General features: G+C 40.6%; 22 protein-coding genes. 9 read left to right on the top strand and 13 right to left on the bottom strand.

What is annotated here, in order from left to right; all coding sequences use genetic code 11:
- Positions 1 to 2 precede the first annotated feature (2 nt).
- The 3 genes from IPJ16_07380 to IPJ16_07370 are packed head-to-tail and all read right to left on the bottom strand — an operon-like array spanning position 3 to position 3403.
- Entirely contained in the window at positions 3 to 797 is a 795-nt protein-coding gene (locus tag IPJ16_07380; protein ID MBK7627012.1) for a thymidylate synthase, read from the bottom strand.
- Positions 798 to 811: 14 nt separating this feature from the next.
- Positions 812 to 2761 (bottom strand): glycoside hydrolase family 97 protein, encoded by a 1950-nt coding sequence (locus tag IPJ16_07375; GenBank protein ID MBK7627011.1) that lies wholly within the window; start codon positions 2759 to 2761, stop codon positions 812 to 814.
- 42 nt (positions 2762 to 2803) lie between these two features.
- Positions 2804 to 3403, bottom strand: a complete 600-nt coding sequence (locus IPJ16_07370; GenBank protein MBK7627010.1) for a bifunctional nuclease family protein — start codon at positions 3401 to 3403, stop codon at positions 2804 to 2806.
- Between the two features lie 327 nt (positions 3404 to 3730).
- Here IPJ16_07370 and rplU point away from each other — a divergent pair, with 327 nt between their 5' ends.
- The 6 genes from rplU (at position 3731) to ruvC (ending at position 8896) form a co-directional block, all read left to right on the top strand.
- Positions 3731 to 4240, top strand: coding sequence for a 50S ribosomal protein L21 (gene rplU / locus IPJ16_07365; protein MBK7627009.1), 510 nt, complete (start codon positions 3731 to 3733; stop codon positions 4238 to 4240).
- 32 nt (positions 4241 to 4272) lie between these two features.
- Positions 4273 to 4533, top strand: a complete 261-nt coding sequence (gene rpmA, locus IPJ16_07360; protein ID MBK7627008.1) for a 50S ribosomal protein L27 — start codon at positions 4273 to 4275, stop codon at positions 4531 to 4533.
- Positions 4534 to 4658: 125 nt separating this feature from the next.
- The gene (gene serS, locus IPJ16_07355) at positions 4659 to 5933 is read left to right on the top strand and encodes a serine--tRNA ligase (protein ID MBK7627007.1); all 1275 of its coding nucleotides are present in this window, start codon (positions 4659 to 4661) and stop codon (positions 5931 to 5933) included.
- 124 nt (positions 5934 to 6057) lie between these two features.
- Positions 6058 to 6945, top strand: a complete 888-nt coding sequence (locus IPJ16_07350) for a DMT family transporter (GenBank protein ID MBK7627006.1) — start codon at positions 6058 to 6060, stop codon at positions 6943 to 6945.
- Between the two features lie 47 nt (positions 6946 to 6992).
- Positions 6993 to 8303, top strand: a complete 1311-nt coding sequence (locus IPJ16_07345) for a hypothetical protein (protein ID MBK7627005.1) — start codon at positions 6993 to 6995, stop codon at positions 8301 to 8303.
- Between the two features lie 23 nt (positions 8304 to 8326).
- Positions 8327 to 8896, top strand: coding sequence for a crossover junction endodeoxyribonuclease RuvC (ruvC, locus tag IPJ16_07340; GenBank protein ID MBK7627004.1), 570 nt, complete (start codon positions 8327 to 8329; stop codon positions 8894 to 8896).
- Positions 8897 to 8903: 7 nt separating this feature from the next.
- On the opposite strand, the gene IPJ16_07335 is transcribed toward ruvC, so the two are convergent.
- The 4 genes from IPJ16_07335 to IPJ16_07320 form a co-directional block, all read right to left on the bottom strand.
- Positions 8904 to 9605, bottom strand: coding sequence for a ComF family protein (locus IPJ16_07335; protein MBK7627003.1), 702 nt, complete (start codon positions 9603 to 9605; stop codon positions 8904 to 8906).
- A 37-nt stretch (positions 9606 to 9642) separates the two neighbouring features.
- On the bottom strand, positions 9643 to 10047 hold the full coding sequence (locus tag IPJ16_07330; protein MBK7627002.1) for an HIT family protein: 405 nt from the start codon (positions 10045 to 10047) through the stop codon (positions 9643 to 9645).
- 21 nt (positions 10048 to 10068) lie between these two features.
- Positions 10069 to 10542 carry a transcription elongation factor GreA gene (gene greA / locus IPJ16_07325; GenBank protein MBK7627001.1) on the bottom strand — a complete coding sequence of 158 codons (474 nt, stop codon included), beginning with the start codon at positions 10540 to 10542 and terminating at the stop codon, positions 10069 to 10071.
- 144 nt (positions 10543 to 10686) lie between these two features.
- The gene (locus tag IPJ16_07320; GenBank protein MBK7627000.1) at positions 10687 to 11064 is read right to left on the bottom strand and encodes a hypothetical protein; all 378 of its coding nucleotides are present in this window, start codon (positions 11062 to 11064) and stop codon (positions 10687 to 10689) included.
- A 135-nt stretch (positions 11065 to 11199) separates the two neighbouring features.
- Here IPJ16_07320 and IPJ16_07315 point away from each other — a divergent pair, with 135 nt between their 5' ends.
- A complete protein-coding gene (locus IPJ16_07315; GenBank protein ID MBK7626999.1) occupies positions 11200 to 11646 on the top strand; it encodes a hypothetical protein in 447 nt (148 codons plus the stop codon).
- 146 nt (positions 11647 to 11792) lie between these two features.
- Here the strand turns inward: IPJ16_07315 and IPJ16_07310 are convergent, their stop codons facing one another.
- Positions 11793 to 13208 carry an adenosylhomocysteinase gene (locus IPJ16_07310; protein MBK7626998.1) on the bottom strand — a complete coding sequence of 472 codons (1416 nt, stop codon included), beginning with the start codon at positions 13206 to 13208 and terminating at the stop codon, positions 11793 to 11795.
- Between the two features lie 43 nt (positions 13209 to 13251).
- A complete protein-coding gene (locus IPJ16_07305) occupies positions 13252 to 14187 on the bottom strand; it encodes a bifunctional riboflavin kinase/FAD synthetase (GenBank protein MBK7626997.1) in 936 nt (311 codons plus the stop codon).
- A gap of 104 nt (positions 14188 to 14291) precedes the next feature.
- On the opposite strand from IPJ16_07305, the gene IPJ16_07300 reads away from it, so the two are divergent.
- Positions 14292 to 16319 carry an alpha amylase C-terminal domain-containing protein gene (locus IPJ16_07300; GenBank protein ID MBK7626996.1) on the top strand — a complete coding sequence of 676 codons (2028 nt, stop codon included), beginning with the start codon at positions 14292 to 14294 and terminating at the stop codon, positions 16317 to 16319.
- On the opposite strand, the gene glgP is transcribed toward IPJ16_07300, so the two are convergent.
- From glgP to IPJ16_07280, 4 genes are read right to left on the bottom strand one after another with little or no spacing between them, the layout of a single operon-like run.
- Entirely contained in the window at positions 16316 to 20539 is a 4224-nt protein-coding gene (glgP, locus tag IPJ16_07295) for an alpha-glucan family phosphorylase (GenBank protein ID MBK7626995.1), read from the bottom strand. The genes IPJ16_07300 and glgP overlap by 4 nt on opposite strands.
- A 26-nt stretch (positions 20540 to 20565) precedes the next feature.
- The gene (locus tag IPJ16_07290; protein ID MBK7626994.1) at positions 20566 to 22152 is read right to left on the bottom strand and encodes a polysaccharide deacetylase family protein; all 1587 of its coding nucleotides are present in this window, start codon (positions 22150 to 22152) and stop codon (positions 20566 to 20568) included.
- Positions 22153 to 22155: 3 nt separating this feature from the next.
- The gene (locus IPJ16_07285; GenBank protein ID MBK7626993.1) at positions 22156 to 23454 is read right to left on the bottom strand and encodes a glycosyltransferase; all 1299 of its coding nucleotides are present in this window, start codon (positions 23452 to 23454) and stop codon (positions 22156 to 22158) included.
- 15 nt (positions 23455 to 23469) lie between these two features.
- On the bottom strand, positions 23470 to 25416 hold the full coding sequence (locus IPJ16_07280; protein MBK7626992.1) for a glycogen debranching enzyme family protein: 1947 nt from the start codon (positions 25414 to 25416) through the stop codon (positions 23470 to 23472).
- Positions 25417 to 25598: 182 nt separating this feature from the next.
- Between IPJ16_07280 and IPJ16_07275 the strand changes: the two genes are divergently transcribed.
- Positions 25599 to 26765 carry an AhpC/TSA family protein gene (locus IPJ16_07275; GenBank protein MBK7626991.1) on the top strand — a complete coding sequence of 389 codons (1167 nt, stop codon included), beginning with the start codon at positions 25599 to 25601 and terminating at the stop codon, positions 26763 to 26765.
- The last annotated feature ends 21 nt before the right edge of the window (positions 26766 to 26786 follow it).

Here is a 26786-nt window from a genome sequence, read left to right as displayed (position 1 = left end):
TATTATACTGCAATTTCACCTTTAATATGCGGATGAGACACATAGTCTGTCAATTCAAAATCCTCAAAACGGAATTTGAAAATATCATTTACCGCCGGATTGATAACCATCTTTGGCAGTTTATAAGGCTCCCTGGTAAGCTGAAGTTTAACCTGATCAATATGATTAAGATATATATGTGCATCACCGAAAGTGTGAACAAAATCACCCGGTTTTAATCCGGTTACCTGCGCAACCATATGTGTTAATAGGGCATATGATGCTATGTTAAACGGGACACCAATAAATATATCGGCACTTCGCTGGTAAAGCTGACATGAAAGTTTTCCGTCAGCAACATAAAACTGAAAAAGTATATGACACGGAGGAAGTGCCATCCGGTCGAGGTCACCAACATTCCATGCACAAACAATATGACGGCGTGAGTCGGGTGATTTCTTAAGTGAGTTTATCACATTTGTAAGCTGGTCAATTTTCCTCCCGCCCTCTGCAGTCCACGACCTCCACTGGGATCCGTATATCGGACCAAGATTTCCGTCTTTATCGGCCCACTCATTCCAGATCTTTACTCCGTTTTCAGTAAGGTATTTTATGTTAGTATCACCTGCAATAAACCAGAGTAATTCATGAATTATTGATTTCAGATGAAGCTTTTTTGTTGTCAGAACCGGAAATCCTTCCTCAAGGTTAAATCTCATCTGGTAACCAAACACACTTCTCGTCCCGGTTCCTGTACGGTCGGACTTCTCATTGCCATTCTTTAAAACATGATCGAGTAGATCTAAATACTGCTTCATCCTCTCCTCTTCAATTATTTTACAGGAGTAATTCTTGCTGCCCATCCGCCACCGGGAGCAAGATGGATATTCATTTTATCGCCTGATTTTACACCTTTTTTCAAATGTTTATAATCACCGGCATATTTATCTGCGTTTATTCCATCCTGAAATACTTCCATCACATATTCTCCTGCCGGCAGAAATGACAGGTTGAGTTCCATATCACGGCTGGTCCAGTCAGTCAATGCTCCAACAAACCACTCTTTACCCGAGCGTCTGGCAAGCAGAAGATAATCCCCTACTTTACCGTCGAGTCCGATAATATCATCCCAGACAACAGGAATATTCACAATGAAATCAGTTGTTTCCTGTTCCTTCATGTAGTTCGAGGGGCTATCTGACAGCATCTGAAGAGGGCTTTCATAAATTACATATAATGCAACCTGGTGTGCCCTTGTTCCCTGGCTCTCAGGTCTTGTAAACTGAGGACTGAAGTTGGTTTTGTCCATGTTGATCATTGCTCCCGGAGTATAATCCATCGGACCGGCAACCATCCTGGTAAATGGTAATGTTACATCATGATCTGGGTTTATGTCCTTACTCCACTTGTTATTTTCCATTCCTTTTACACCTTCGCGGGTAAGGGCATTTGGCCATGTACGTCCCAGACCATCAGGCTTATATGCGCCGTGAAAATCTATCAAAAGATGATGCTCTGCTGTTTTCCTTGTTGCTTCAAGGTAAAAATTGACAATCTTCTGATCGTCCCGCTGCATAAAATCAACCTTTACACCCTTCACACCCCACTTTTCATAAAGTGCAATTGATTCATCAAGCTTATCCCAGAATGATTTCCATACAACCCACAGGATGATGCTGACATTTTTACTTTCAGCATACCTGCATAACTCAGCTACATCAATGCCCGGCACCTGCTCTGTAACATTACCCAACTTGTACCATCCCTCATCAAGAATTACATATTCAATCCCGTTTTTAGCAGCAAAATCAATATAGTACTTATAGGTGTCATTATTTATTCCTGCTACAAAATCAACTCCGAATATATTATTTGCGTTCCACCAGTCCCATGCAACCTGGCCTGGTTTTATCCATCCCGGATCTTTAATCTGATTCGGCTTTGCAAGTTTATAAACCAGGTCGCTCTCTATAAGGTTAACATCTGTTCGCGCAATTACGAATGCTCTCCAGGGGAATGTCCTTGTACCTTTTGTTTTTGCAATATAATCCTTACTCCCGGTGATATGAAGGTCCCGGTCTCTCGAAAGTCTTTCAGTATCAGGATATTTTGACCATGTACCTGTAATTTTTCCGGCTCCTTCGCCTGTAATCCACATCCCAGGGTAATCCTCAATATCAGATTCGGTAATAAGAACATTTATGTCATTTACTTTAAACAGGGTTGGCAGACTTGCCAGGTGTTTCTTCCCTATTGTGTCGAGCGAAGAGTAGAGGAATGTTCTCTCATTGTGCGACATGAAACTCTCCTCAAGAGGATACCATGAATGTGATCCTGCCGGGAAAGTATAATCAGAGATCTCATTTTTTACTGTAATCTCTTCTTTGAAGAAAGTCTCAAACCTATATGCAACTCCATCATCATAAGCTCTGAACTGAAGAGCGAATCCTGAATTAAAAGCTATTGTGAGTATATTACAGTGCTCTAAAATTTCCGATCTCTTGCTGGCAACAACCGGTTTGGAGGTTTCATTCTGAACAGTCACTTTTGCACTCTTCACCTTCTCAGCTTTGCCAAGTACCCGGCCATCGTCGAGCATCATTGCAACTTTTGTGGAATTGATTACTTCTTTTCCGTCAATTGATGCTGACCATTTTATCTCCTCCGTCACATTTACTGTAACAGCGATCTTTCCGTCGGGAGAATTTACTTTGTATTCCTTTGCTGAAAGGAAAGAACCGGAAAACAACAATAGAGAAACAAATAATAATGAATTTTTCATTTTAATAACTGATTAATTTTTGATTGCAGAAGGGAACGGTATCTATTTTTTCTTCTTCTTTTTCCTTTTTTCGATCTCATCCCTGATCGAGGCAGCCCGCTCATAATCTTCGGTCTTCACTGAATCGTCAATCATTTTATAAAGCTCTTCATCAGTGTATGAGGAATATTTACCGCTTTCAGTTGCAAATACATTATCGGGTTCAGCGGAAGGAGAAGTGTCAGATTCAGACTGACTAACTGTTATTCCGGCTTTTTCGAGGATCTCTTCGGTGATAAAGATCGGACAGTCGAAGCGAAGGGCAAGCGCAACTGCGTCAGATGTTCTGCTGTCGATAGAGTATTCCTTTACTCCATTATTGCAGACAAGTTTTGAGAAGAAGACACCCTCTTCCAGCTTGTAGATCATTACTTCAGAAACCGCAATACTGAATTCATCTGCGAATTTCTTGAACAGATCATGGGTTAGCGGCCTGGGAGGATCGAGATTTTCAAGCTTTATTACTATTGCCTGCGCTTCAAAACCTCCAATTATAATAGGTATTCTTCTGTCTCCATTTTCTTCATTAAGAATCAATGCATAAGCTCCCGATTGAGTCTGGCTGTAAGAAATGCCCGTAACCTTAAGCTTTACTCTCTTCATATCAATTAATTATGCATCAGATGAATAACAGGTTTTAGATTGTCTCTGACAAATATATGGATATTAGCAGTAACAGCTGGTTTAACATTAATCTTTTTTATCAACAGGTTCTTTACTATTAAAAGAAATATATAAACCACGGAGTTGCACAGAGTAACACGGAGTCATTCACGGAGTAAATATTAAAAAATACATGACAAAGGTTTGTAAATAACCTAATTTGTATATCTTTGCAGTCCGAATTTGAATAAATCCGACGGGGCAACTGAAAGTTATATAATCACATGATCATATACGCCTCACGGAGTAACGTAAAAAATTATTAAGATGTACGCAATCGTAGAAATTGCAGGCCAGCAGTTTAAAGTAGAGAATGGCAAGAAGATTTTTGTTCACCGTCTGGAAGCAGAGGAAGGTACTCAGGTTAGTTTCGACCAGGTTCTTTTAATTGAGGATGAAGGTAAAATTACAATCGGGGAACCTGTTATTAAAGATGCTGTTGTTGAAGGTGTTGTTGTTGACGACAAGGTCAGAGGCGACAAAGTAATTGTCTTCAAAAAGAAAAGAAAAAAAGGTTACAGGATTAAAAACGGTCACCGTCAGAACTTTTCTCAGGTTGAAATTGTAAGCATTAACGGTGTTGGCGCACCAAAGAAGGCAGCTCCGAAAAAAGAAGCAAAAAAAGTTGAAGAAGCTGAAGCTCCTGTAAAAGAGAAGAAAGCTCCCGCAAAAAAAACAGCCGCTAAAAAAGAAGAGGCCCCGGTGAAAAAAGCTGCAGCAAAAAAACCAGCTGAGAAGAAACCGGCAGCAAAAAAACCAGCAAAAGGAAAAGAATAATAAAAAGTTAAAGCAAATAAAAATATAAAGTTATGGCACATAAGAAAGGAGCAGGTAGTTCACGTAACGGTCGCGATTCAGAAAGCAAACGACTGGGTGTGAAACTCTTCGGAGGCCAGGTAGCCAAAGCAGGCAACATAATCGTTCGCCAGAGAGGAACTAAACACAATCCGGGTCTCAATGTAGGCCTTGGAAAAGACCACACTCTCTTTGCACTCAAAGACGGAGAGATTGAGTTCAAAAGAAAAAAAGATAATAAGACTTATGTATCGGTTAAACCGGTAACTGAATAGTCCATTATCCAAAAGATACTGACTCCCGAAATTCTTTTCATTTACCGGAAAGCATTATCGGGAGTTTTTAATATTTTTACGGCAGGCATTTTTAAGCCTGCTTTTTTATTTAATCAACAGACAGTATGCTAACATTAAACCTCATCCGCGAAAAGAAAGAATTCATTACCGAACGTCTGAAAGTCAAAAACTTTGACGCGGCTGCAATCATCGACAAAATAATCGCCCTTGATTCCTCGAGACGTGAAATACAGGTTAAAACAGATTCGATGCAGGCTGAAATGAACCTCATCTCAAAAGAGATCGGGAACATGATGAAAGACGGGAGAAAAGCAGAAGCAGAAGCCGCAAAGCAAAAGACATACTCTCTTAAAGAAGAAATCAAAACACTTACAGACAGACTGTTACCGATAGATACAGAACTAAAGAACGAAATTGTAAGGCTTCCGAACCTTCCCCATGAATCGGTGTCAACCGGACATGGTGCAGATGATAATGTAAAGGTAAGGGAAGGCGGCGCTATGCCAACGATAGCAGAAAATGCATTGCCTCACTGGGACCTTATTAAGAAATATGATATTATTGATTTCGATCTCGGAATCAAACTTACCGGTGCAGGATTCCCCGTTTATAAAGGAAAAGGTGCCAAACTCCAGAGAGCTCTTATTAACTTTTTCCTCGACGAGGGCGAAAAAGCCGGTTATAACGAGGTAATGCCGCCCATTATGGTAAATGAAGATTCCGGATTCGGTACGGGTCAGCTGCCAGATAAAGAGGGACAGATGTACCATGCTACCGCCGATAATTTTTATCTTATCCCTACAGCAGAAGTCCCGGTTACAAATATCTACAGGGATGTGATACTTAATGCCGAAGTTCTTCCTGTAAAAAATATTGCCTACACGCCATGCTTCCGCAGAGAAGCCGGATCGTGGGGAGCACATGTCAGAGGACTTAACCGTCTTCATCAGTTCGATAAAGTTGAGATAGTGCAGATAGCTCATCCCGACAATTCCTACAAATCTCTTGAAGAGATGGTAACCCATGTTGAGGGATTGGTTTCAAAGCTTGGACTTCCTTACCGGATCCTGAGACTTTGTGGCGGCGATATGTCTTTTACTTCAGCACTTACCTACGACTTTGAGGTCTGGTCTGCTGCACAGAAGAGATGGCTCGAGGTAAGTTCTGTCTCCAACTTCGAATCTTTCCAGGCCAACAGGCTGAAATGCAGATTCAAGGAGAAGGGAGACAAACAAACCCGCCTGGTTCATACCCTCAACGGAAGCGCTTTGGCTCTACCCAGAATCGTTGCTGCTCTTCTTGAGAATAATCAGACAGAGGCAGGAATCAAAATACCACCTGTTCTGATACCGTATACCGGATTTGAATTGATTAGCTAGCCCCCCTTCCCCCCTAAAGGGGGGTTAACTGTCGTAATGAACGTAATTATCTTAATGTGAAGAAATTAGCCCCCCTTTAGGGGGGTTGGGGGGCAAAATTTAAGGATTAAAAACAAACTCACCCATGGACCAGATCAAAAAATCATACCTGTATGCCTTATTGGCTATCCTATTCTGGTCAACGGTCCCGACTGCCTTTAAGATCAGCCTTGGAGAACTTGAGGTTCTTCCAATGCTTACAATCGCAACCTATACCTCAACACTGGTTCTTTTAATAGTCGTTCTGGCAGGGAATAAAACGGACCTGATAAAAAAAACATCTCCCCGCGAACTGGCGGGCTCTGCTATACTTGGGTTCATTAACCCTTTTATTTATTATCTCATTCTTCTTAAAGCCTACCAGCTGCTGCCCGCACAGGTTGCACAGCCTCTTAACATGATCTGGCCTATTATCCTGGTTTTCTTATCAGTTCCAATACTGGGACAAAAAATAGAGAAAAAGAGCTTTATAGCTCTCTTAATCAGTTTTGCCGGCGTGTATATAATTTCATCGCAGGGGAAGATTTTTAGTCCGGGACAGGCCAACCTGACCGGAGTATTGTTAGCAACAGGAAGTTCTGTTTTCTGGGCATTTTACTTTATACTAAATGTAAAAGATAAAAGGGATGAAGCAGTAAAACTATTTCTGAATTTTCTATTCGGATCTATCTATCTAACTGCTGCAATGTTCATTACAGGTAAATGGCAAACAGATTTCGGTATGAAGGGTATAGCTGCATCAGTTTATGTAGGCATATTTGAAATGGGCATAACATTTCTCTTCTGGCTTAAGGCCCTGCAGCTGGCCTCAACTACTGACAAGGTCAGCAATCTTGTATACCTGGCTCCATTTCTTTCCCTGGTATTTGTACACTTTATTCTTCACGAACCCGTTTATTATACAACTCCGGCCGGTTTGCTTCTGATCATCTCAGGAATATTGATCCAGAACCGTAAATCTGCCAGCGTTTAAATAATTATCTTTGAACACTTATTCTTTCAATTTTGTTAATGAATAATATGAAGAAGCTTATTTTCTTACCAATATTATTTCTTGCACTCTTTACATCATGCAAGAAAGATCCTGTACTGCCCGACAATACGCTGACTCCTGCCATGGCACGCGACAGTCTTTACGATATAATGAAAGATGTCTATTTCTGGTACAATATGCCGGAAGCAAGCAGTGTTACTACAGCTAATAAGGATAACTATAAAGATCCTTATGAACTTCTTGAGGCAATGCGCTACAGGAAGCTCGACAGATGGAGCTTTGTTGCCGATTATGATAAGTTCATGGCTGAATTGCAGGGGGAATTTGTAGGTCATGGTTTCAGGATAGGAGTTGACAATTCGGGAAAAGCCCGTATTGCCATGATCTATAAAAACTCAAATCTTTATACTAATGGTGTTCGAAGAGGATGGATAATAAAAACAATAAACGGAGTTGACCCGGCCCCTATTCTTATATCAGGAGATGGTGCAGCATACACTAATCTGATTGGCGCAAGCACTGCCGGGATTACAAACGTCTTTGTCTTTACTAAACCCGATGGGACTGATGTAACAATACCAACAACAAAATCCACTTTTAGTGTAAATACTGTTTTGTTATATGACACTATTCATCTAAAATCAGGAGTAGTTGCCGGGCATCTTGTATTCGAATCGTTCTATAACCCTGCTCCGCAAGAGCTAATAACTGCATTTTCATTTTTTCAGGCAAATGGCATCAAGGATTTAATACTCGATCTGAGGTATAATTCAGGTGGTGACCTGAATATTGCGCAAACACTTGCAAGCTATATTGCAGGAAATGCATATAAAGGAATAGTATTTGCCAAGCTTTCGCATAATGACAAGCTTCAGAACTATAACACATCCCTGGCTTTCAAAACAACAGATTATTCAGTAGCTCTCCCAAGACTAATGGTAATAACCTCACGTACAACTGCTTCTGCAAGCGAGGATGTTATGAATGGTCTCAAACCGATTGTAAATGTTGTCAGTTTTGGCGATACAACAAATGGAAAACCTACCGGCATGTATCCCTGGTATGTTGGTAAGAAATATGCAATGCTGCCTATCGCATTTAAAATAGTCAATTCACAAAACCTGGGTGAATTCTTTGATGGCATCTTCCCTGCGAAAATCGCGACCGACGATATTACCCGTGATTTCGACGACCGTAATGAAGCTTGTCTGAAAGAGGCAATTTATTATCTTGAAAACGGTACTGTTTCCGGAAAAGGTTCTCAGGAATTCAGCCGTTATCCACAGTTTTCAGAAAAACCGGCATGGATGAATAATGCCTTTGTAATGGATAAGTAGATTAGTCCTCATTAACAGATATCTTGAAAGCAAAACCAAAAGAACGAATAATTCTGGGTATCGACCCTGGCACCAGTATCACTGGATATGGAGTTATCAGAACCGTGGGCACAATTCCCGAGCTCATAACTATCGGACAGATCGACCTCTCAAAATTTGATGACCACTATGTTAAGCTGAAACATATTTTCGACCGTACAACAGGCATAATTGATGAGTATCATCCTGACGAACTGGCTATTGAAGCGCCGTTTTTCGGGAAGAACGTTCAGTCGATGCTTAAACTAGGAAGGGCTCAGGGTGCTGCAATAGCTGCGGCTCTTTCGAGATCGCTGCCTATTTTCGAGTATGCTCCCAGAAAAATTAAGATGTCGATAACCGGTCAGGGTGCAGCCTCAAAGGAGCAGGTGGCTGCGATGCTTATGAATATCCTGAAATTCAGCCTTACAGATATCAAACTTGATGCAACCGACGGTCTGGCAGCTGCATTGTGCCATTTCTATCAGACCAACAATCCCACACAGGAAAAAGCCTATAACAGCTGGAAAGATTTTATGAATAAAAATCCAAAAAGGGTTAAGACGAAAGAGTAAGGGATTGTTACATAACAGCATAGGCAAGTGCCACAACACTTACCTTAACACCTTCCACCTTCAGTAACTCGCTGGCACACGATTCGATTGTAGAGCCAGTTGTTATTACATCATCCACAAGCAGAATATGTTTCCCCGTCAGGGGTGCAGGATCAGTAAGGCAAAAGATGCCTTCCACATTAGTCCATCTTTCATAACGCGATCTTTTTGTCTGTGTTTCCGACCGGGTTGATCTGATCAGAGAATTGATGTCAACAGGAATGTCTGAAACAGCAGCTATTCCGTCACAGATTAATTCACTTTGATTAAATCCCCGCTTTCTCTGCTTAAACGGATGAAGAGGAACAGGAATAATCAGATCAACGTCATCAACAAAGCCTGAAGATTTGAGTGTTTTTCCGTATATGGAACCAAGTTCAGGTCCTATTTCCTTTATCCCTTTGTATTTAAGATTATGAATAAGTGTTCTGATCCTGCTGCCTTTATTATAATATGAGAATGCTGCGGCTTTCTCCAGGTGGCATCGTCCCCAGAAGAGCTGAGCCACAGGATTTTCAGGTATATTATGATAGTCTGTTCTTGGAATAACTACATAACACTCTGTGCAGATGAGGTATTCATTTCTCATCAGGTGGTTTCCGCAACCATAGCAAAGCCGCGGAAAGAGAAGACTTATAAAGTCATCCCACAGATCATACAGGTAATTCATGCAGCGGGCAGAATTATACCTGTAAGATACAAATTTTCTAAAATGGTAAAATGATTTTGCTGTTGATTCTGGCAGCTATCTCCTTAAATTCTTCAGGTGAGAACTTAAGCTTTGGATTTTTGAAGTTAACATCTTCCATGCTATCCATCGGAACAAGATGAATGTGTGCATGAGGTACTTCCAGCCCAAGAATTGCAACACCAATGCGGTTGCATGGATATGCTTCCTTGATGGCTGCAGCAACCTTTTTCGAAAAAAGAATTATCCCGGCGAGCTGATCATCACCCAGATCAAAAATATAATCAGTCTCTTTCTTCGGGACAACGAGCGTATGACCTGCTCTTAAAGGATTTATGTCGAGAAATGCAAAATAGTTTTCGTCCTCAGCTACCTTATAACAAGGAATTTCCCCATTAATGATTTTTGTAAAAATGGTTGCCATGATGAACTAAGAATAAAATTATTACATCGAAATAGAAATAATTTCAAAAGGAATTACTCCTGAAGGGACTTTTATATTCACAACATCTCCCACCTTCTTACCTATTAGTCCCTGTGCAATCGGAGAACTGACAGCTATCTTGCCCAGCTTGAAATTTGCTTCACTTTCCGGGACAAGCTGGTACTCCATAACTGAATTATTTGTCTTGTTCTTAATCTTTACTTTATTAAGTATCTGAACTGTAAATATATCGATTTTGGATTCGTCAATAATCCTGGCTCTGGCAACGAGATCCTCAAGCTTGTTTATTTTCATCTCAAGCATTCCCTGTGCCTCCTTGGCAGCAGCATATTCTGCATTTTCAGAAAGGTCACCCTTGTCTCTTGCCTCTGCTATCTGCCTTGATATAGAAGGACGCTCAACATTTCTAAGCTGTTCGAGCTCTTCTTTAAGTTTTTGCAAACCTTCCCCAGTTACATAAATAACCTCTGACATTTTTCTCTCTTGTATTTAAAAAATAAGAAGAATTCCGGGGTTGCCGGAACTCTTCAAAAACAAATATACAAATTTTTTAATAAATTACAAATTAAAAATCCTGTGAACAGGTGTTTTACAAGTATTTAAAGTAAAATTTTCATTCTAATTATATTTTTTTCCGGCTTTCTTGCTGCTTGTGCGGGTTTTCTTCTTTTTTGCTTTGTCCCTTAGCTCCATATTCTTTTGATTCTGTTTCATACGCTCCTGTACTTCAGGCGTTTGTATGTCAACAGTTCTCTTTTGCGATTTCTTAACATGTGCAGCATAATCCTTCTTGATCTTGTTCTCATTAGCCTCCTGCTTCTTTTTTGCTTTCAGTACGCTGCGGGGCTCCTTCACCTTGACTTGCTTTTTCTTACTGAGTGACTTACCAAACAATCCTTTCTCAGCACTCCGTGCTGCATTTCTATGAAAAAGCTGGGCATTCGCCGATCCGATAGCAAGTGTTGAAATAAATAGTAAAATATAAAGTTTCTTCATAGATATATTATTCATTTTCAGTCATTACAATAAAAATATCATCGTGACGTTAAATTCCCGGGGTTATACTAATTTTGCAGTACTAAAATATACCGGGTGACATCAGTTCCAAAAATAAGATTTTTTTTAATCACATTGATCTTTGCAGTAATCACAAGTTCCTGCAATAAGAAAAACGATGTGATACCTGATGTATATGTTGATTTCACACTCGATCTATTAGACCCTGAATTCGTTAATCTGAATTCAATATTCGGCTCTGATACAGTTGATTATCGCACCAATAACTGGGGAAGGAGATCAGCAGGATACAACAGCAACGGAATAATCGTAACAAGCGGGGTAAATGAGTTTTATGCTTACGACCGCACCTGTCCGCACGATTATGCAGTGAATAATCTGAACGTACAGGTGAGGATAGATAAAGTCAACTTCGCCAAAGCTGTCTGCCCCAAATGCGGAACTGTTTATGAACTTGCATCTTACGGTACACCCTCTCCCGGGGGCGTTGGCAGATATCCTCTCAAGAACTACAAGACCAGCTTCGACGGAAGATATGTAAGGGTATGGAATAACTATTGAGAATTTTCAATGTTATTTATAGAAATATTTTAACCACAAAGGGCACAAAGGTTTTTTCACGAAGGACACAAAGGATAAAGAATTAAGAATTAATTTTTCCCTTTGTGTGCTTTGAGTTTCCTTAGTGTCCTTCGTGGTTAATTGATTTAGTATCTGTAATGATCAGGTTTGTAAGGTCCTGATTGACTAACTCCAATATAATCTGATTGATCTTTAGTAAGGATAGTCAGTTTAGCACCCAGCTGACCAAGATGCAGACGGGCAACCTCTTCATCGAGATCTTTCGGAAGCCTGTAAACACCAACTTCGTATTTCTTGGTCCAGAGTTCAATCTGTGCAAGAGTCTGATTACTGAATGAGTTACTCATTACAAATGAAGGATGTCCGGTTGCACAACCTAGATTCACAAGTCTTCCCTCTGCCAGCATGAAAATTGAATGACCGTCAGGAAACACATATTTATCAACCTGAGGCTTGATATTTATCATTTTTACATCTTTCAATGCATTCAGTTTGTCAACCTGGATCTCATTATCAAAATGGCCGATATTACAAACTATTGACTGATCCTTCATCTTCTTCATATGTTCTACAGTAACAATATCTTTGTTTCCTGTTGCAGTAACATATATATTACCTTCATCCAGAGAATCTTCAATTGTCTTTACTTCAAAGCCTTCCATCAGAGCCTGAAGTGCGCATATAGGATCGATTTCGGTAACTATTACCCTAGCGCCGTACGACTTCATCGATTTTGCGCATCCCTTACCAACATCTCCGTATCCGCAAACTACAACAACTTTTCCTGCAAGCATCACATCTGTTGCCCTCTTGATACCATCGGCAAGCGATTCGCGGCAACCATAAAGATTGTCGAATTTTGATTTGGTAACAGAATCGTTAACATTGATAGCAGGAACAAGTAATTCACCTGCTTCCATCATCTGATAAAGCCTGTGAACGCCTGTTGTAGTCTCCTCTGAAATGCCCTTAAGATCTTTCACTGCACGTGTCCATTTACCCGGCTCTTTCACAAGCAGATCTTTCAGTGTCGCAAGAATTATTGATTCTTCCCTGTTCTCAGCTTTTTTATCGAGTATTGAAGGATTTTTCTCTGCCTTATATCCTAGATGAACCATTAGTGAAGCATCACCTCCATCGTCAACAAGCAGATGTGGTCCTTTCCCGCCGGGGAAAGTCAGAGCCTGAGCGGTACACCACCAGTACTCCTCAAGAGTTTCGCCTTTCCAGGCAAATACAGGAATACCCTTCGCAGCTATAGCAGCTGCTGCATGATCCTGTGTTGAGAAAATATTACAGCTAGCCCAGCGTACATCTGCTCCGAGTTCAGCAAGTGTCTCAATAAGAACAGCTGTCTGTATTGTCATGTGCAGAGAACCTGTTATACGGGCACCTTTTAAAGGCTTCTCCTTTGAATATTTTTTTCTGATAGCCAGAAGTCCCGGCATCTCTTTCTCAGCAATCTCAATCTCTTTTCTTCCAAAATCTGCAAGCGATATATCTTTAACCTGGTAATGCATTGGATCAACTTTTACGTTCATATATTTATCTGTTTTTAAGTCTGCAAAGATAATAAAACTATTGTTATTTATGTGACAGCAACCTGATTGTATCCTGTTTATCTATCTCCATCTGTCTCGTAAGTTCAGATACATTGTTGAATCTGATTTCATCTCGTAGCCATTTCTTAAATGTTATTGTAATATTCTCTCCGTAAATATCCTTCTCAAAATTTAAAATATTTACCTCAATACTCCTGTCCGCAGAACTGTCATTTACTGTAGGATTTGTACCTATACTCAGCATCCCCTTATATTCTGTTCCTTTTATCATGACCTCCACAGCATAAACACCATTTGCGGGAATAAGTTTATGTTTATCATCGGGTTTTATATTGGCAGTAGGAAATCCGAGTGAGCGGCCAAGCTGCTTTCCCGGTACAACCTCTCCGCTGAGAGAATATGGGTAACCCAGCATGGAGTTCGCCGCATCAAGCCTTCCTTCAGTCAGTGCTTTCCGGATAATTGATGAGCTGATTGCTCCCTCCTCTGATTGAAAACCCTGCACCTGTTCTACTTTAAAGTTAAATGATTCCGAGCATTGGACTATTGTATTGAAATCACCCTCTCCCCTTCTTCCAAAGTGATGATTATACCCAACCAGCAGATGTTTTGTTCCGATTTTGTCAACAAGAACTTCACTCACAAAATCACATGCATTCATTCTGCTGAACTCCTCGCTGAAATCAAGTACTATCAGATGGTCAATCCCTGCACCTTCAAGAAGTACCTGTTTTTCCTTCATAGTTGTAAGAAACATGAGATCAGCCTGGTCTTTCGACAGAACTAGTCGCGGATGTGGCGAGAAAGTAATAACAACCGATTCCCCGTTTGCCTCTTTCGCCCTTAAAACGAGACTTGACAAAAGAGTCATGTGTCCGCGGTGAACTCCGTCAAAAATCCCAAGAGTCACGACGGGTGAACCCAGATTAAGACTCTCACATCCATAATGAATTATCATAGAAGAATATTAAGTTGCAAAAATAGCAAAGCCCATTGAAATTGAACAATATAATGATTTAGTTTTTGTACTTTTATAGAAAGATATCTTTTAATCTGATCCGAATGAATCCGGCACCTTTCTATAATACCGACTCATGGCTGAAGCCTTATACTGATACTATTGAAAAACGTATAGAGAAATGCCTTCTTAAGGAGAAACATCTGACAGGAACCGGTTCATTGTCGGATTTTGCCATGGGACACTACTATTACGGTTTACACCGCAGTAGCGATTCGTGGGTTTTCAGGGAATGGGCTCCAAATGCAAAAAGTATATTCCTTATAGGAGTCTTTAACGGATGGAAAGAGAAGGAAGAATTCCGCATGAAAAGGTTAAATGCCAATGGCGACTGGGAATTAAAATTGCCGGTCAGCTCCCTTAAGCATGGCGATCTGTTCAAACTGTCTGTTCTCTGGGAAGGCGGAAAAGGAGAACGTATTCCATCTTATGCCACAAGACTTGTTCAGGATGATAAGACCAAGATCTTCAGTGCCCAGGTATGGCATCCCGAAGCAGAGTATAAATGGATAAAGAAGAACTTTACCCCGGAAAAGAGTGCACCTGTTATATATGAGGCACATGTCGGAATGGCTACGATGGAGGAAAAAACCGGGACATTCCGTGAATTCATCGATAACATTATTCCGCGTATTAAAAAATCGGGGTATAACACAATTCAGCTTATGGCAATCCAGGAGCACCCGTTCTATGGCTCTTTCGGATACCATGTTTCCAGTTTTTTTGCTGCCTCATCAAGGTTTGGTACACCTGAGGAATTAAAGGAACTTGTAGATAAAGCACATGCTGAAGGATTACGGGTAATTATGGACCTTGTTCATTCCCACTCTGTTAAAAATATTAATGAAGGACTCGGACTCTTCGATGGTAATCCCGGACAATATTTTCATTCCAATGAAAGGAGATATCACAAAGCCTGGGACTCACTCTGTTTCGATTACGGAAAAGATAATGTGATTCATTTTCTCCTCTCCAACTGCCGGTACTGGATTGAAGAATATAAGTTTGACGGATTTCGTTTCGACGGGATCACAAGTATGATCTATTTTGATCATGGCCTCGAGAAGAATTTTACCTCATATGATGAATATTTCGATGGTAATCAGGATGAAGATGCACTTATCTACCTCTACCTGGCCAATAAACTGATACATAATTATAAACCCGGTGCCCTTACAATTGCTGAGGAGATGAGCGGAATGCCGGGCATAGCATCAGAGACAGAGAAGAAAGGCTTTGGTTTTGATTACCGGTTATCTATGGGAGTGCCTGATTACTGGATAAAACTGGTAAAAGAGACTGTTGATGAGAACTGGGATATGGGCAAGCTGATGTATGAATTAACCCAACACCGTCCGGAGGAAAAGATAATCTCATACTGCGAGTCTCACGACCAGGCACTTGTTGGCGATAAAACGCTTATATTCAGAATGCTCGATGCAGAGATGTATTCATGCATGGAGAAGTCAGTTCATACTTTTACAACCGATAGGGGCATTGCTCTCCATAAAATGATCAGGCTTATAACCTTCGCCACATCAGGAGGCGGTTACCTGAACTTTATGGGTAATGAATTCGGACATCCGGAATGGATTGATTTTCCGAGGGAAGGAAATAACTGGAGTTATAAATTTGCCCGCAGGCAATGGAATCTGGCTGAAAATAAATTGCTTAAGTACTACAACCTAGGAAAGTTTGACCGCGAAATGGTCAAGCTTAATCAGGTTCATAATTTACTAAATCATCCGGTGGTTGAAAGAATTTATGAGAATAACAGCGACAAGGTAATTGCATTCATCAGAGGAGATCTGCTATTTGTATTTAATTTCCACCCTACACTGTCATTCACTGATTACGGGATACCGGTTCATGGACGTTTCAGGATTGTTCTTGATACAGACGATCAGTTGTTTGGCGGATTTAACAGGATTGACAGAAAACCATTATACCTGTCTATTAAAAAAGCAGAAAGGAACATTATAAATGCTCCTTTATACCTTTATTTATATCTGCCGTCAAGAACAGGACTCGTTTTCAAACGCGAGCCTGTAAGAAAGGCAACTGATCTTTAATCAATCCAGCGCAACAGGGCAAAATCCTGTTTGTGAGGAAGATCGGGATGCTTTGGATAAATTCTGATTCCGTAGAAGAAAGAACCTGCCTTTTCCGGAACAAGGTTTGCACGGTAAAGACACTTGCCACTTTTGCAGCTTACAAGCTGAAACTCTTCACTCGCGACAAACTCATGCTCTCCATGTTTGCCCATATGTGTAATAATGAACTCAACACCAACATTTTCCTTTGGAATGTTTTTAACATTAAGAGCAATCTCTGCTGTATAATCGTGACCTGACCTGTAAACATTTTCACCGGCCTTTTCAAAGCTATAGTTGATAACCTCAATATTATCCCATTCTTCCCTCATTGTCTGCTTCCAGGCAGCAAGCTCTTTTGACTTTTCAAAATCATTGCTGATCAGGTATTTGTTTCTCTGGTACAGCTTTGAGTAATACTTCTCATAATAATCGTCAATCTGCCTCTTCATTGTAAACTCCGGAGCGATCTTAACCATTGTATTCTTGACCAGACTTACCCACTCAACAGGGACTCCCTGGTCGTTGAATGCATAATAAGCCGGTACTATCTCATATTCAAGCATATTATAAATGGTCTCAGCATCAATATCATCCTGAAGATCCTGATTTTCAAAGGTCCTCTTCTTTGGTAAAGCCCATCCTGCAAACGCCCTGTATCCCTCAACCCACCAGCCATCAAGGACACTAAAATGTATTGTACCATTCATAACGGCTTTTTCACCGCTTGTACCCGAGGCCTCAAGAGGTCTTGTTGGTGTATTAAGCCAGATGTCGACACCTCTTACAAGATACTTGGCAAGTTCAATATCATAGTTTTCAAGGAAGATTACCTTACCGGTAAACCGGGGCATCTGAGATATTTCAAAGATCCTCTTGATCAGATCCTGTCCGCCTCCGTCGTTCGGATGAGCCTTACCCGCATAAATGAACTGAACCGGTTTTTCAGGATTATTAACTATCCTGTCAAGCCTGTCGAGATCTCTGAAGAGCAAAGATGCTCTTTTATAGGTTGCGAACCTTCTTGCGAATCCTATTGTCAGCGCTTTTTCATCGAGATGATTGCTGATATTCAATAATGTACGCGGACTCACATGCTTATCTATCATATCCGACTGAAGACGCTTTCTTATATTTGAGAAGAGCTTCTTCTTGAGATGGGTTTTAACCTCATAGATCTTTTTGTCTTCTACTGTATAGAGCTTTTCCCAGAGATTCCTGTCGGTCTGGTCAAAGTTTATGTTACCGGTAAGCTCTGTATAAATCTCTCTCCATTCAGGTGCAGTCCAGGTAGGGTGATGAACACCATTTGTAACATGCCCTATAAACAACTCTTCCTTAAGGAATCCGGGCCACAGTTTATTGAACATCCCACGGCTCACCTCCCCATGAAGTTTACTTACACCGTTCACTTCCTGAGACATCCGGGTAGCCAGATAACTCATATTGAATTTCTTATCATTATCGCCTTCACACTGACCAAGGGCCATAAGTTCTTCCCAGGAGATAGACAAACGGCTATGATAATGCGAAATATATTTACGAAGCAGATCTTCATCAAATGCATCATGTCCTGCCGGTACCGGAGTATGTGTGGTAAAAAGTGTTGATGATCTGATAGCCTCAAGTGCCTGATTAAATGTCAGATGGTGATCGATTATCAGCAACCGCATTCTTTCGAGACTAATAAATGCTGAATGACCCTCGTTGCTATGATAGACATCGGGATGTATTCCCATAGCCTCAAGAGCTCTTATTCCTCCGATGCCAAGAATAAGCTCCTGCCTCAGCCTGTTTTCGTTATCCCCACCATAGAGGTAATGAGTAACAGTGCGATCCTCCGGCAAATTATCATCGAAATCAGTATCAAGGAGAACAAGCCTTACTTTTCCAACCATCGCTTCCCAAACCCTTATTTTTACAGGTCTTCCGGGCCAAACCAGGCTGACTACCATATGATTGCCATCGGCATCCTTTACAGGGTTGATAGGTAGTCTTGAAAACTCCTCCGCGTCATAAACAGGTAACTGTTCACCCCGTGGTCCGAGCTTCTGCTTGAAATAGCCATATCTGTAAAGTAAGCCTATTCCTGTGATATTCAGATTTGAATCGCTTGCCTCCTTCAGATAGTCTCCTGCCAGAATTCCTAATCCTCCCGAATAAGTCTTAAGGCATGGGTGAATACCAAATTCCATGCTAAAATAGGCAACGGATGGATTTGTAGTATCATCCGGACGATCCCTGTAAACACAGAAAAGATCATATATCCTCTTTAGTTCTGCAGTAAACTCATCATCGTCCTCAAGAACCATAAGTCTCTTGTAATCAATCTTCTCAAGCAAAAGCTTAGGATTATGCTTCACCTGTTCCCAGAGAGACGGGTCCATATTATTAAAAAGTAATTCAGCTTCAAAGTTCCACGACCACCACAGGTTATCTGCCAGTTCCTTGAGTGTTGCCAGTTTCTCCGGAACATCGCTCTGAACATAAATGTCTTTCCAGACAGGTACCTGATGAGGTTTGCGCGAAAGTAAACCCGGGGCTTCAACAAATTGTGCAAATTCTCTTGGCTCATCTCTTCTTTCACTGCTTTTCTCAAGAGCCATTTTATATGCATAGAAATAGTGATCAACCAGGGTATCCCACATTGCAATTCTCGAAACTTCGTGAGCTTTTTTTCTGGCTTCCAGTATTTCTTTATCGCTGAGACTGATAAACATCGACATGAAGGCCCTGATCTTATCAATTACCTCAGCTTCGTTGTCGTCGGTCCTTTCAATTACAGCAATACCATTTCCCGGATCTGTAAAGTATGTTTTAACCCATAATCCGAATCCGGAGAGTGAAGTGGTTACAGTGGGTATAGAAAACATTAGGCTCTCAAGTGGAGTATATCCCCAGGGCTCGTAATATGAAGGAAATACAGACAGGTCAAATCCGATCAAAAGATCAAAATACGGGATATTAAAAATTCCGTCATTACCATTCAGGTAAGATGGAACAAAGATGATCTTTACCTTTGAATCCTGACCATTGTGTATATTGTTTGTTACAATTCTTTGCAAAACAGGATCGGTATGCGGATAATGCAGGCTATGAGTCAGATATCTGTCACCATTATGTGTTGTTCCGTTATTATTAAGTATATCAACTATTTCCTGACGTGGTCCCTTATGATATGCGGGAATCAGGAAGAAGGCAACGCACTCTTTCTTAATCTTATTCTCCTTTTGAAGTTCTCCGAGCGAATCAATAAAAATATCGATCCCCTTATTTCTGAATTCATACCTTCCGCTGTTAACAACAAACAGGCAATCGTCTGATAGTGTGTATCCAAGAACGGCTTCAGCAACATTCTTCAGAGCCGACCTTGCTTTAGTTCTTACCCCGTCAAACCTGTCACTTGCTGGGACAAATGAATCCTCAAAACCATTAGGTGTTACAATGTCAACATTCTTACCCAGAAAATGACTGCACTCTCTTGATGTTATTTCACTTACCGTTGTAAAAACATCAGCGGTTGCAGCGGAGATCTTTTCGAGCGACTGCTTTGCAATAACATTAAATTCACGGGAAATCTGTATCGGATTATAACTCTCCATTTTGCCATACAGCGGGCGGTTATTTCCGGCAACACACCTGCCCAGTACTGTAGCATGTGATGTAAATGAGGTTGCAATCCAAGGAGCAAATTTTTCGAGATAAAGGACCCCGGTACCAGTCATCCACTCGTGAAACTGAGCGATTATATTGTGATGTCCATGGTGAAATGAAGTGAAGCTCTCAATAAGTTTACCGGCAGCATAGCCGAAAAGTGCAGGTTCTACATAATCCCACTGACCAGAGATGCTGTCAAGTTTATATGTTTCCCAGAATCCGGCAAATATCTCATTCTGTTGTCCAAAATATGGTGTGAAATCCAAAAGGATGACAATAGGTTTGCCTGCAATGTTCCATCTTCCTGTCTTAACTCTTAATCCTTCTGCTGCTGCACTGCATTTCCAGTCGGCAAACAGTGTCTCATCAGGGATGAACTCAGGATTAGTAACATCTTCCCTCCAGACATCTGGTCCGATAAGTATATAGTTATCACCTATTTCATTTACAATTTTGAGCGCTTTTGTAGATATAACTGTGTGTATTCCGCCTACTTTATTACATACTTCCCAACTGGTTTCAAATATAAAATCAACCTTCATCTTATGTCTTTATTTGTTTCAGATAATTACTTAGTTTTTGTACTTTTTTTCTTTTTTAAAGTAGTCGCTGCAGACGAATTTTTCTTAGCTTTTGATGCTGTAATTTTCTTTACAGGAGTTTTAGTTTTCTTCACCACTTTTTTGGTAACAGTTTTTTTGACAGGACTCTTAACAGTTTTCTCTTCAGTTGATTTTACTGTTAATGGTTTCACAGCAGCCTTGCTTTTTTCCTTTTTATTTGCTTTTGCAGCTGTTTTCACAACCGGCTTTTTTGCAGCTTTAGCTTCCGGTTTGACCTTTCCTATCTTTTTTTCAAGTTTTTTTACCTGAACAGTAAGCTCCTCAATAATCATATCCTTTTCAATAACCTGGGCACCAAGTTTGAATATCTGATCCTGCTCAGCTGTATCGGGGAACCATTTTTTCAGCCTGATTTCAAAATCGCTCAGTACGTTCATATAATTCATAAATGCATCATATGGCGTTTCATATGGGTTGAAGTAAGCATGTACTGCTCCATCGGAAAAGAACTTTGTTGCCATGTAGTAAAAATGATCACTGGACTGAAGATAGTCCCAATCCTTTCTTATAGTCTCATCCTCGCAACGGTTTACTTTTCCGGCAAGACTGTAGAGTTTATCAAGGGCTGCTACCTGAAGCTCATTTCCATGCCAGGCAGTGATGTCTCTTTCTTCGTCAGCCCATGATATAGGAGAAGGAATGCTTATAGCGGAAACAGGCTGAAGTGTATCAGCTATTTCCGTAGGTGTCATGAAACGGAATGGTGTTTTCTTCAGTACTGCACCAGGCATGTGATAAAGAAAATCGAATATTCCTGACTCTTTCCAGTTATGTTCACCGAAAGTTTCGTAGTCGAGGAATATATTCAAAAGTTCGCTCTTTGAAGCAAGCTTGTTAACCCATGAAGCGTATTTATCTGCGGTTAAAGGCCATTCTATCCAATCTCTGTTTGAGAACCTGAATGCAATATCATCACTTAAAACAAAATTTCTGAGAAGTACTTTAAGCCTTGGATTAAGTGCGTTACAATACAGGTAATTGGGACTCTTCCAGCCCAGAACATGTTTGGCACCTTCTGTCATTATAGATTTGAATCCCATATCTGCAACCCACGATCCTATTGAATCTGAATATATTAATTCGGTATTACGGAAAGATGTTGCCTCATATCCAAGGAATTCCCTGAGCATCTCTTTATGTTTATTGACCTGACGTTCAAATTCGCTCCTGCTTTTTATTGACGAGAGGGAATGAGAGTTGGTCTCGGCCAGGAACTCAACCATGCCTGTTTGGGCAAGCTCTCTGAAGGATTCGAGAACCTCGGGAGCATATAATCTGAACTGGTTAATAGCCAGCCCGGAAAGTGAGAAAGTAACTTTGAACTTCCCCTTATGTTTCTGGATAAGTTCCAGAATTATCTTATTTGCCGGGATATAGCATTTATCTGCCACTTTTCTCATGATTGATTCATTCGAGTAATCATCATAGTAATAGTGGTCATGTCCAAGGTCAAAAAATCTGTACCTTTTTAGCCTGAAAGGTTGATGAACCTGAAAATAGAGGCAAATTGCTTTTTTGGTAGAAACACTCATATCTTAATTCTTATTATTCTCGGTAACCCTGTAATATATATCACGAACATGTCGTGCTGAATTATCCCACTTTAACCTTATAACCTCCTCTTTCCCGTTCTTTATGAACATGTTGGAGAGAGCCGGATAGTTAAGGATACCATAGATTGCATCGGCCATTGCATCAATGTCCCAGAAATCTGTTTTAACTGCATGAGTAAGGATTTCCGCTACACCCGATTGTTTGCTTATGATTACCGGCACATTCGACTGCATTGCTTCCAGAGGAGATATTCCGAACGGCTCTGAAACTGATGGCATAATATATACATCGCTCATATCGAGCATTCTGAAAACATCGGAACCACGCAGAAATCCGGTAAAGTGAAATCTGTCAGTGATTTTTAAAGCTGCAGCCCTCCTCATCATTCTTTCCATCATGTCGCCTGAACCAGCCATAACAAACCTCACGTTATCCATAACTTTCAGCACTTTATATGCTGCTTCAATGAAGTATTCGGGTCCTTTTTGCATTGTTATCCTGCCGAGGAATGTAACCACTTTTTCATCAAAACCTTTATGAATAGTAAGGTTTTCCGAGATCTTAACAGGTTCAACAGCATTATAAACCGTCTCTACTTTATCGGGATGAATATTGTATTTGTTTATAACTATATCGCGGGTTAAGTTGCTTACCGTGATAATTTTGGAAGCGGCATCCATCCCGCTTTTCTCAATCCGGTAAACATCAGGATTAACATTTCCGCCGCTGCGGTCAAAGTCGGTGGCATGCACATGTATAACCAAAGGTTTACCTGAAACCTCCATTGCTGCCATACCGGCAGGATAAGCAAGCCAGTCGTGAGCGTGTATCACATCAAACTCATTCTCCTCGGCTATAACAGAGGCAACAACAGCATATTTATTGATCTCATCCATTAGTGAACCGTCATACCGTCCGGAGAAGTCGACTGTTCCCTTGCTGTTTGTCTGAATAAAAAGGCTATATCCGGAAACCTCCGACCTCGCTACTTTCCAGAAATCTTCAGGATCTGTATAGGGTACAATTTTTGAGGAGACTTCAATTTTTTCCAGCGGGTATCTGAATCCTTTGTAAAAGACCTTTCTGAAAGCTACCGGCACTTTATTTGCCCCGACAAGCCTCACCATACTCTGATCCTCGTCTCCCCATGCCTTTGGAACCACAAAGATCACCTCGAGGTCATCGAGCGTAGCCATGCCTTTGGTCAGACCATAGCTGGCAGTACCTAATCCCCCGGAGATATGTGGAGGAAATTCCCATCCAAACATTAACACTCGCATATGCTACCTCAGTTATTAGTTCGAATACTTTGTTTCAAGAAGATCCATAATTCTCAATACCTCACCAACACTCCATGCCTGGGAAATTGATCCCTGGGGTGCATGAGGAGGATCTCCGTCATATATCTCAGAAATTGTACTTATTCCATGCTCATTCATCACAGCCTCAAGTCCGAATATAAGGTTCTTTACCTTCTGAACGCCCTGCTTCCCATAGACTTTCAGCCATCCTTCACAGAATGGTCCAAAGAGCCATGGCCATACAGTTCCCTGGTGGTAAGCATTATCCCGTTCCTCCTGACTTCCCTTATAGACTCCCTTGTACATTTTATTCCTGGGAGACAATGTTCTGAGCCCTCTTATTGTAACAAGCTCTTTATCAGCCACATCAAGAATGCTTTTCATCTGATCCTTATCAAGCATTGAATAGGGCATTGATACTGCAATGACCATATTGGGCCTTACGAACAGGTTGACACCTTCAGTATCATTTACATAATCAGCTAATGTGTTAAGTCTGGGATCCCAGAAAATCTCAAGAAATGATTTCTTAATTAGTTCAGGCAATTTTTCGTATTCCTTAATGAACTTTTTGTCATTATTTAAGCGGGCCATTTCAAGTGAGAAACATACAGCATTATACCAGAGTGCATTAATCTCTACATCATAGCCTCTTCTTGGAGTAACAGGCACTCCGTGAACAACTGCGTCCATCCATGTCAGAGATTTGCCCGGAGCATCAGCATAAATAAGTCCGTTATCTCTCATATGGATATTATATGACGTGCCGCTTTTATAAGCATTAAGTACTGATTTTGCGGCTTCGCCATACAGTTCCCATGCATCTGTGCCACCCTGCTCAACATACTGCTGTATTGCCCAGAAAAACCAAAGTGCAGCGTCTACTGTATTGAATGCCGGATTACTTTCTTCACCCATATTTGGGAAGAGACCGTTTTTCATCCGTTCAACCTGTGTATTCAATACCTCCTTATAAAGAGCCAGTTTATGTCGTGCGAGAGCAATTCCCGGTAAAGAAATAAAGGTGTCTCTTCCCCAGGCTCCGAACCAGGGATATCCTGCAATGATAAGAGTTTTACCGCCTCTTTTTTCAACGAACTGCTGTGCTGCATTCCTTAAACAATTCTTGAAACTGTCTCTTTGTATCTTTCCGGTAACAGTCTTTGCAAACTTCTGCTTTAGTCCGGCTGTTTTTTCTTCCTTTGTTGAAGCAGAAAAGATTATCTCGTCCCCCTCTTTGGCTTTGATCTCAAAGAATCCGGGAGTAAAAAGGTCTTCGGAGAAATCATATCCGCGTTTTTGTTCTTCAGGATATTCAACACCAAGATACCAGTCAGGAACAGGTATAAACTCAGCCTTTGCGGAAAACTGCATATTCAGATAAGGGAATCCTTCATACATTTTCGATCTGATACCGTTTTCAATAAAGTCTACTTTTGTATTAGCAGCCAGGTTTGCATGAGTAAGCTGATGGATATTCCTGAATGCAAGAAAAGGACGTAACTGAAGGACCATGGGCTCAGAGGCTTCCAGAACAGTTATTCTGAGAAGGAACTGCTCCTCATAATGAACAAGAAGCCTTTCCTGTTTAATCATAACCCCTCCCACCCTGTATACCCTCGACGGGATATTATCTGCATTGAAGTCCTCAATGTACTTATGCCCTTTAGGGTTAAAATAATCACCTTTGTACTTTCTTATTCCTGTATTAAAGCTTTTATCATTATTTACAACAGTAATATCAAGTGCGGACAGGAGGACAAATCTCTCACCTCCAAACTCATCTACAGGACAAATCAGCAATCCGTGATACTTGCGTGTATTGCAGCCAACAATGGTAGTAGAGGAATATGAGCCGGCTCTGTTAGTCCTGATCACTTCCCTGGCTAAAGAATATTCAAGATTTACTACCTGACTTTTCTCGAACTTAATATAACTCATATAGTTACAATTTGTTTTTTTCAAAAATTCTATGTAAGATAACAATTATTCCTGAAGATTGCAAACTGCAGGAAAAGTGGCAAAGAAAAGTAATAAAATTTCATAAAAGTAGTGCCGGATAAAAAAAAGAATAACTTTGCACTTCAAATTATTAAAATAATTATCAATTAACACTTTAATTAATGTACAGAAAGCTATTTCTTTTACTATTTGCGATCATCTTATTTGCCGGATGTAAAAACAATTCGGTTCAGATCTCGGGGACTCTTACTAACCCGGTTAAAGGTGCGTATGTATTTCTTGATGAGTTGAAAGCAAATAATCTTGCAACTGTTGATTCAGTGGTGATTTCAGACAAAGGTACTTTTGATTTTAAGATAGATATTAAAAACCCTGCATTTTATCTCATAAAAGTCAGCGATGAAAACTTCCTGACCATGCTTGTTGAACCAGGGGAAAAAGTGTCTGTCGAGGCAAAATATGATTCATTGAACTTTCCCGGGTCAGTAACCGGTTCAAAGGGGACGGAACTAATGGCTGAGTATAATGTAAATCTCAGAAAGACGATTAATAAACTGACCAGCCTCAATAACATCTATATGCAGAATGCGGAAAATCCGCAGCTGCCAAAAATTATTGAATCACTCGACAGTCTCGCCAACATTTACCTTACTGAGATCAACGGTTACACTAAAAACTATATCGACCAGAACATCTCATCATTGGTTTGCCTTATTGCATTATACCAGCAGGTAGCACCAAATGTATATGTGCTCAATCCTACTGAGGACATGAAATATTTTATGAAAGTTGATTCATCTCTTTTCAGCACGTATCCTGAATATGAGCCAGTTACTATGCTCCACACTCAGGTAAAAGAATTCATAGCAGGTATGCCTGCCAATATGAAAGTTCCTCCGGTTACAGGTGGCGGTGCCGAAGCTCCTGAGATAACTCTTCCCTCGCCAAACGGAGATACAATTAAACTTTCGTCAACAAGAGGATCAATAGTCCTTCTTGATTTCTGGGCAGCATGGTGCGGTCCTTGCAGAATGGAAAACCCTAATCTCGTGAAAGCGTACGATCTCTATCATAAAAAGGGATTTGAGATTTACCAGGTATCTCTCGACAAAACCAAAGAAGCCTGGATGAAAGGTATAAAAGATGACAAACTGGAAAGATGGATCCATGTCAGCGATATTCAATACTGGAATTCGGTAGTTGTTCCTCTTTATAAAATTGAATCCATCCCTACAAATCTTCTTCTCGATAAGGATGGTAAGATTATAGCATCAAACCTCAGAGGAGAGAAATTACAGGAAAAGCTTGCAGAAATCTTCAAACAATAATATTTGAAAGAAAAAACGGTA

The organism is Bacteroidales bacterium (assembly GCA_016709865.1).
In the GTDB taxonomy this organism is placed as follows: domain Bacteria; phylum Bacteroidota; class Bacteroidia; order Bacteroidales; family VadinHA17; genus LD21.
Note: the sequence above shows the minus strand (reverse complement) of the source record. Positions and strands in the feature narration are given on the sequence as shown.